General features: G+C 49.2%; 11 protein-coding genes. 7 read left to right on the top strand and 4 right to left on the bottom strand.

What is annotated here, in order from left to right:
- The 4 genes from BGK49_RS28680 to cspG form a co-directional block, all read right to left on the bottom strand.
- A partial coding sequence (locus BGK49_RS28680) for a transposase domain-containing protein (RefSeq protein ID WP_024249094.1) occupies positions 1–277 on the bottom strand: 277 nt, incomplete at its 3' end.
- Between the two features lie 49 nt (positions 278–326).
- Positions 327–389 carry a hypothetical protein gene (locus BGK49_RS31815; protein WP_226342180.1) on the bottom strand — a complete coding sequence of 21 codons (63 nt, stop codon included), beginning with the start codon at positions 387–389 and terminating at the stop codon, positions 327–329.
- A complete protein-coding gene (ymcF, locus tag BGK49_RS29995; protein WP_071524879.1) occupies positions 364–552 on the bottom strand; it encodes a cold shock small protein YmcF in 189 nt (62 codons plus the stop codon). Before ymcF ends, BGK49_RS31815 begins: the two co-directional genes overlap by 26 nt.
- A gap of 10 nt (positions 553–562) precedes the next feature.
- A complete protein-coding gene (cspG, locus tag BGK49_RS23705; protein WP_000066490.1) occupies positions 563–775 on the bottom strand; it encodes a cold shock protein CspG in 213 nt (70 codons plus the stop codon).
- 285 nt (positions 776–1060) lie between these two features.
- Between cspG and cspH the strand changes: the two genes are divergently transcribed.
- From cspH to etp, 7 genes are all read left to right on the top strand, one after another.
- Positions 1061–1273: a cold shock-like protein CspH gene (gene cspH / locus BGK49_RS23700; protein ID WP_000087763.1), complete on the top strand. Its 213-nt coding sequence runs from the start codon at positions 1061–1063 to the stop codon at positions 1271–1273.
- Between the two features lie 441 nt (positions 1274–1714).
- Positions 1715–2020 (top strand): threonine-rich inner membrane protein GfcA, encoded by a 306-nt coding sequence (locus tag BGK49_RS23695; protein WP_001295358.1) that lies wholly within the window; start codon positions 1715–1717, stop codon positions 2018–2020.
- A 106-nt stretch (positions 2021–2126) separates the two neighbouring features.
- The gene (gfcB, locus tag BGK49_RS23690; RefSeq protein ID WP_024259632.1) at positions 2127–2771 is read left to right on the top strand and encodes a lipoprotein GfcB; all 645 of its coding nucleotides are present in this window, start codon (positions 2127–2129) and stop codon (positions 2769–2771) included.
- Positions 2768–3514: a capsule biosynthesis GfcC family protein gene (locus tag BGK49_RS23685; protein ID WP_001038065.1), complete on the top strand. Its 747-nt coding sequence runs from the start codon at positions 2768–2770 to the stop codon at positions 3512–3514. The genes gfcB and BGK49_RS23685 overlap by 4 nt, the downstream gene beginning before the upstream one ends.
- Positions 3514–5610, top strand: a complete 2097-nt coding sequence (locus BGK49_RS23680) for a YjbH domain-containing protein (protein WP_024259633.1) — start codon at positions 3514–3516, stop codon at positions 5608–5610. Before BGK49_RS23685 ends, BGK49_RS23680 begins: the two co-directional genes overlap by 1 nt.
- Before the next feature lie 45 nt (positions 5611–5655).
- On the top strand, positions 5656–6795 hold the full coding sequence (locus BGK49_RS23675; protein ID WP_046891702.1) for a polysaccharide export protein: 1140 nt from the start codon (positions 5656–5658) through the stop codon (positions 6793–6795).
- Positions 6783–7229, top strand: a complete 447-nt coding sequence (gene etp / locus BGK49_RS23670; protein ID WP_000057871.1) for a protein-tyrosine-phosphatase Etp — start codon at positions 6783–6785, stop codon at positions 7227–7229. The genes BGK49_RS23675 and etp overlap by 13 nt, the downstream gene beginning before the upstream one ends.
- Position 7230 lies beyond the last annotated feature (1 nt).

Raw genomic sequence — 7230 nt, 5'->3', positions numbered from 1 at the left:
CGAAGGGGCGATTGCCCGGCAGCATGATGTCCAGGCGATTCACAATCTGGTGAAGAGGTTCTTTACGCTCAAGCGCCATGCCAACAATACACCAGACCATCATTTCGAGGGGAAGACGGCGCTTGCGTAGCGTTACAGTACCTGATTCGGCAAGGCAACGAGAGATGAGTTCGGGGTCGAGGTAATCCCCCAGAGAAGTCAGTGGGTTACGCAGAGAATCGTAACGGGATACCAGATCAAGAGCCTGTCCAATGTGCATAAAAAAATCCGGAAACAAGTGAGCGTTTCCGGATTCTTACACAGCCACTGGATCGGTCAACTGATCCTTAACTGATCGGCATTACTCCACGAGGGAGCCTGATATTATTTTGTGAAATCCAGCGGCGCATGGTCAGTGCGTATTTGCAGCGCGACGTTATCAAAGGTGATCATCGTCGATTTACAAAAAATACACTTAGCGCCCAAAGGATTTCGCTCCGTCACATCGAATGCCGATGTGCGGTACTGTGAACCATGACAACATGGACAGCGGAAATGGAGATGTTGAGTAATAACGGCAACCTTAGAGCGTAACAACGTTCGCTGCCGCGGGGCCACGTTGCCCCTGCTCAATAGAAAATTCAACTTTCTGATTTTCGTTCAGCGTGCGGAATTCATTGCTCTGGATGGCAGTGAAATGGACGAAAACGTCTTTGCTGCCATCATCAGGAGTGATAAAGCCAAAACCTTTATCTGCGTTAAACCATTTTACTAAGCCAGTCATTTTATTAGACATATTTTACTTCCTTCATTTTGGGCCTTTCGGCAAACAGGGCTTTAATACAGAAACTACTTAGTGTTCAGGAGAGAGACTCAAAAGAAGGGGATAATGCCTGATAATGAGAACTGCTTTAGTAAACTACTTTGTATGCTGTCTGTCTTTCAAACCGACGCAGCTATTAACGCATGATAATTGATATTAAGCAAATTTTATTTTAGCCGTCCGGCGGTCTTAAATATCGCTGGCTTTATTTTATTAACCCCGTATAGTGCAGCGCAGTATTTTCAGTAAGGAATTTGTTTGTCCCGTAAAATGACAGGAATTGTCAAAACCTTTGATCGCAAAAGCGGCAAAGGATTCATTATCCCCTCCGACGGTCGTAAAGAAGTTCAGGTCCATATTTCCGCATTCACTCCCCGCGACGCAGAAGTGCTTATACCAGGATTACGTGTGGAATTTTGCCGCGTAAATGGCCTGCGAGGACCAACAGCGGCAAATGTTTATCTCTCTTAATATGACGCTGCTTGTTTAAAGCTGACTGGTTTTATTGGAATAGTGCAATAGTCAACACCATATATTATAACATCAGTTACTTTTCCACAAAGAAACTAATCCATTTAAGCGAATATCTCTGCACCTAATAGTTATAAATGCCATTTAACAGCCAGTTATAGTACCACTTGAAACTATATTACCAGCAATAATTAATAGCTTTCGTAACAATTTCCTTATCTTTAATTTGTATTTTGCTAAGATTTATCTTATGCTCACAAGTCGTATTTCCAGAGGGGGATAGTTAACAATCTTATATTTCCCTCTGCGCGCCTTTCCTACCCGCAGTATATAGTGCAAGCGGTATGAGGAAAGGGAGATTTCACAAGGATGTTATACTCAAAGTAGACAATCCTGATCTCAAGCGTACGTATTGTCCATGCGATGAATAAAGGAAAAGTTATGAAACACAAGCTTTCTGCAATCCTTATGGCCTTCATGTTGACGACGCCAGCTGCGTTTGCTGCCCCTGAAGCAACAAACGGGACCGAGGCAACGACGGGTACTACTGGCACCACAACGACCACTACCGGCGCAACCACGACTGCTACTACCACTGGTGGCGTGGCTGCTGGCGCTGTCGGCACGGCGACAGTTGTCGGTGTGGCAACGGCTGTTGGTGTGGCGACGTTGGCAGTTGTTGCAGCAAATGACAGTGGCGATGGCGGTTCTCATAACACCTCAACCACCACGTCCACTACACGCTAATACTGCTTTAACGCGTCGAAATTAAAGTTAAATGATACCCGGTTGCGATATTCGTACCGGGCTTTAAAGATTTGCATTTTTTTAATTAACCTTTCAAGGATTAAAGGTGCGCCCTCTTATTTTATCGATTTTCGCACTATTTCTTGCGGGATGTACGCACAGCCAGCAAAGTATGGTCGATACATTTCGCGCCAGCCTTTTCGATAATCAGGATATCACCGTAGCGGATCAGCAGATCCAGGCGTTGCCTTATTCCACGATGTATTTACGCCTTAATGAAGGGCAACGAATCTTTGTGGTACTGGGATATATAGAACAAGAACAAAGCAAATGGTTATCCCAGGATAACGCCATGCTGGTTACCCACAATGGACGTCTTTTAAAAACCGTCAAACTTAATAATAATCTGCTGGAAGTGACAAATTCCGGGCAGGACCCTCTGCGTAACGCGCTGGCAATAAAAGATAGCAGCCGCTGGACGCGCGATATTCTCTGGAGTGAAGACAACCATTTTCGCTCTGCGACCCTGAGTTCTACTTTTTCCTTTGCTGGATTAGAGACGCTGAATATTGCGGGTCGCAATGTGCTGTGTAATGTCTGGCAGGAAGAGGTGACTTCCACGCGGCCAGAAAAACAGTGGCAAAACACATTCTGGGTCGATTCGGCTACTGGCCAGGTTCGTCAAAGTCGGCAAATGTTAGGCGCAGGGGTTATTCCCGTAGAAATGACGTTTCTTAAACCCGCACCATGAATAAATTACAGTCGTATTTCATTGCCAGCGTACTTTACGTAATGACACCCCATGCCTTTGCGCAAGGAACGGTGACTATTTATCTGCCTGGCGAACAACAGACACTTTCCGTTGGCCCCATGGAAAATGTTGTCCAGTTGGTGACACAACCGCAACTGCGCGATCGCCTCTGGTGGCCTAGTGCCTTGCTGACCGACTCTGCGGCGAAAGCTAAAGCGCTTAAAGACTACCAACATGTCATGGCACAGCTTGCTTCTTGGGAAGCAGAAGCTGACGACGATGTGGCGGCAACGATTAAATCCGTGCGCCAGCAGTTACTCAATCTCAATATCACTGGTCGCTTACCGGTCAAACTGGACCCTGATTTTGTTCGAGTGGATGAGAACAGCAATCCCCCGTTGGTCGGGGACTATACGCTCTATACCGTACAGCGTCCGGTGACTATTACTCTGCTGGGTGCGGTTTCTGGGGCCGGGCAATTGCCCTGGCAGGCAGGCCGTAGCGTTACCGATTATCTGCAAGATCACCCCCGCCTTGCAGGCGCGGACAAGAATAACGTTATGGTGATTACGCCTGAGGGTGAGACTGTCGTCGCCCCTGTTGCCCTGTGGAATAAAAGACATGTGGAACCACCGCCTGGCAGCCAGCTTTGGTTGGGCTTTTCTGCGCATGTACTGCCCGAAAAATATGCTGATTTAAATGACCAGATTGTGTCTGTTTTAACGCAACGTGTTCCTGACTGATGAAGAAGAATTCTTATCTTTTAAGCTGCCTGGCCATTGCCGTCTCCAGTGCCTGTCATGCTGAAGTATTAACCTACCCGGATCCGCTAGGTTCGTCGCAATCAGACTTTGGCGGCACAGGATTGTTGCAGATGCCAAATGCGCGCATCGCACCGGAAGGTGAATTCAGCGTCAACTACCGGGATAACGATCAATACCGGTTCTACTCCACCTCCGTGGCGCTGTTCCCATGGCTGGAAGGCACCATTCGTTATACGGATGTGCGCACACGCAAATATAGCCAGTGGGAAGATTTCAGCGGCGATCAGTCATACAAAGACAAATCATTCGATTTTAAACTTCGCCTGTGGGAAGAAGGTTACTGGCTACCGCAAGTGGCGTTTGGTAAACGTGATATTGCTGGTACGGGTCTGTTTGACGGTGAGTATCTGGTGGCCAGCAAGCAAGCGGGGCCATTTGATTTCACCCTCGGGATGGCATGGGGCTACGCCGGTAATGCGGGCAATATTACCAACCCGTTTTGCCGGGTGAGCGATAAATATTGTCATCGCGCAGAGTCTCACGATGCGGGCGATATCAGCTTTAGCGATATCTTTCGTGGCCCGGCTTCCATCTTTGGCGGCATTGAGTATCAAACGCCGTGGAATCCCCTGCGTCTGAAACTCGAATACGATGGCAACAATTACCAGAATGATTTCGCTGGCAAACTGCCTCAGGCAAGCCATTTCAACGTCGGCGCAGTTTATCGCGCTGCCAGCTGGGCAGATCTCAACCTGAGTTATGAACGCGGTAACACGTTGATGTTTGGCTTCACGTTACGGACCAATTTCAACGATCTGCGCCCTGCCCTGCGCGATACGCCAAAACCGGCATATCAACCTGCGCCTGAATCTGAAGGATTGCAGTACACCACAGTAGCGAACCAACTTACCGCGCTGAAGTACAACGCAGGTTTTGAAGCACCGGAAATTCAGCTGCGCGATAAGACGCTGTATATGTCTGGTCAACAATACAAATACCGTGATTCTCGCGAAGCGGTCGATCGTGCCAACCGGATTCTGGTGAATAACCTGCCGCAAGGCGTTGAGAAGATTAGCGTGACGCAAAAGCGCGAGCATATGGCGATGGTGACTACCGAAACCGACGTAGCCAGCCTGCGCAAACAGCTGGCTGGTACAGCGCCTGGTCAATCAGAGCAACTTCAACAACAACGTGTTGAAGCAGAAGATCTTTCTGCCTTTGGTCGGGGCTACCGTATTCGTGAAGATCGCTTTAGCTACTCTTTCAACCCAACACTTTCACAGTCGCTGGGCGGCCCGGAAGATTTCTATATGTTCCAGCTGGGGCTGATGTCCAGTGCCCGCTACTGGTTTACCGACCACCTGCTGCTTGATGGCGGTATTTTCACCAATATTTACAACAACTACGACAAGTTTAAGTCTTCGCTGTTGCCCGCGGACTCTACCCTGCCCCGCGTGCGCACGCATATCCGTGATTACGTTCGCAATGACGTTTATCTCAACAACTTGCAGGCGAACTACTTTGCCGACTTAGGCAATGGTTTCTATGGCCAGGTGTATGGCGGTTATCTGGAAACGATGTACGCCGGTGTCGGTTCCGAGCTGCTTTATCGCCCGCTAGATGCCAGCTGGGCGCTGGGTGTGGACGTTAACTACGTGAAGCAACGTGACTGGGACAACATGATGCGCTTCACCGATTATTCCACGCCAACTGGTTTCGTGACGGCTTACTGGAACCCGCCGACGCTCAATGGCGTACTGATGAAACTTAGCGTTGGGCAATATCTGGCAAAAGATAAAGGCGCAACGATCGACGTCGCCAAACGCTTTGACAGCGGCGTGGCGGTAGGGGTATGGGCGGCAATCAGTAACGTATCTAAAGATGACTACGGCGAAGGCGGCTTTAGTAAAGGTTTTTATATCTCGATTCCACTCGACTTGATGACCATTGGACCTAACCGCAACCGCACGGTGGTTTCGTGGACACCATTGACGCGTGATGGTGGACAAATGCTGTCACGCAAATACCAGCTCTATCCAATGACGGCAGAGCGAGAAGTACCGGTTGGACAATAACCTGACGTAATTCATAACATTACATTGACTGATAAATATAAACCAATGAAAAAGAACATTTTTAAGTTTTCGGTACTGACATTGGCTGTTCTGTCTTTGACAGCATGTACCCTTGTTCCTGGTCAGAATTTATCGACCAGTAACAAGGATGTCATTGAACTACCTGACAATCAGTATGACCTGGACAAAATGGTCAATATCTATCCCGTCACGCCAGGATTGATTGATCAGTTGCGCGCCAAACCGATTATGTCGCAGGCTAACCCGGAGCTGGAGCAGCAAATCGCAAACTATGAATATCGTATCGGGATTGGTGATGTGTTGATGGTTACGGTCTGGGATCACCCGGAACTAACCACCCCCGCAGGGCAATACCGTAGCGCCAGTGATACCGGCAACTGGGTTAACGCCGATGGTGCGATTTTCTACCCCTATATTGGTCGCCTGAAAGTGGCCGGGAAAACACTTACCCAGGTACGCAACGAGATTACAGCGCGTCTCGATTCAGTCATTGAAAGCCCGCAAGTCGATGTCAGCGTCGCGGCGTTCCGATCGCAAAAAGCGTACGTCACCGGCGAAGTCAGCAAATCGGGTCAGCAGCCGATTACCAATATTCCTCTGACCATCATGGATGCGATTAACGCCGCGGGCGGTCTGACCGCAGATGCAGACTGGCGCAACGTGGTGCTCACCCAGAATGGCGTAAAGACCAAAGTGAACCTCTATGCGCTGATGCAGCGTGGCGACTTGTGCCAGAACAAACTGCTGCACCCGGGCGATATTTTATTTATTCCGCGCAACGATGATCTGAAAGTCTTCGTGATGGGTGAAGTGGGTAAACAGAGCACGCTGAAAATGGACCGCAGCGGTATGACCCTGGCGGAAGCGCTGGGTAACGCTGAGGGTATGAATCAGGATGTCGCTGATGCGACGGGGATTTTTGTTATTCGTGCAACGCAAAACAAGCAGAATGGCAAAATCGCCAATATTTATCAGCTGAATGCGAAGGACGCATCGGCAATGATACTCGGAACGGAATTCCAGCTTGAACCTTACGACATTGTTTATGTCACTACCGCGCCGCTGGCTCGTTGGAACCGTGTGATTTCTCTGCTGGTACCGACGATTTCCGGGGTGCATGACCTGACAGAGACTTCACGGTGGATTCAAACATGGCCCAACTAAAATTTAACTCAATCCTGGTGGTTTGTACCGGCAACATTTGCCGTTCGCCCATTGGCGAGCGCTTGCTGCGTAAACGTCTGCCAGGCGTAAAAGTCAAATCGGCAGGTGTTCATGGTCTGGTAAAACACCCTGCAGATGCGACAGCAGCAGATGTTGCCGCTAATCATGGCGTATCTCTTGAAGGACATGCCGGACGTAAGCTCACTGCTGAGATGGCACGAAATTACGATCTGATTCTGGCAATGGAGTCAGAGCATATTGCTCAGGTTACCGCAATCGCTCCCGAGGTCCGCGGGAAGACAATGCTGTTTGGGCAATGGCTGGAACAGAAAGAGATCCCGGATCCCTATCGTAAAAGTCAGGACGCATTTGAACATGTCTACGGTATGTTGGAGCGCGCCAGTCAGGAATGGGCGAAGCGCCTCAGCCGGTAAT

The sequence above is a fragment of the Shigella sp. FC1544 genome (genome assembly GCF_001722145.1).
In the GTDB taxonomy this organism is placed as follows: domain Bacteria; phylum Pseudomonadota; class Gammaproteobacteria; order Enterobacterales; family Enterobacteriaceae; genus Escherichia; species Escherichia coli.
The sequence above is the reverse complement of the archived record's forward strand: the minus strand, read 5'-3'. Positions and strand labels throughout refer to the sequence as shown.

Bases quoted from the DNA above. Each gene is read 5' to 3' on its own strand.
- BGK49_RS23695 (WP_001295358.1), top strand. From the start codon at position 1,715: ATGAAACACAAGCTTTCTGCAATCCTTATGGCCTTCATGTTGACGACG.
- cspG (WP_000066490.1), bottom strand. From the start codon at position 775: ATGTCTAATAAAATGACTGGCTTAGTAAAATGGTTTAACGCAGATAAA.
- BGK49_RS23680 (WP_024259633.1), top strand. From the start codon at position 3,514: ATGAAGAAGAATTCTTATCTTTTAAGCTGCCTGGCCATTGCCGTCTCC.
- etp (WP_000057871.1), top strand. From the start codon at position 6,783: ATGGCCCAACTAAAATTTAACTCAATCCTGGTGGTTTGTACCGGCAAC.
- BGK49_RS23685 (WP_001038065.1), top strand. From the start codon at position 2,768: ATGAATAAATTACAGTCGTATTTCATTGCCAGCGTACTTTACGTAATG.
- BGK49_RS23675 (WP_046891702.1), top strand. From the start codon at position 5,656: ATGAAAAAGAACATTTTTAAGTTTTCGGTACTGACATTGGCTGTTCTG.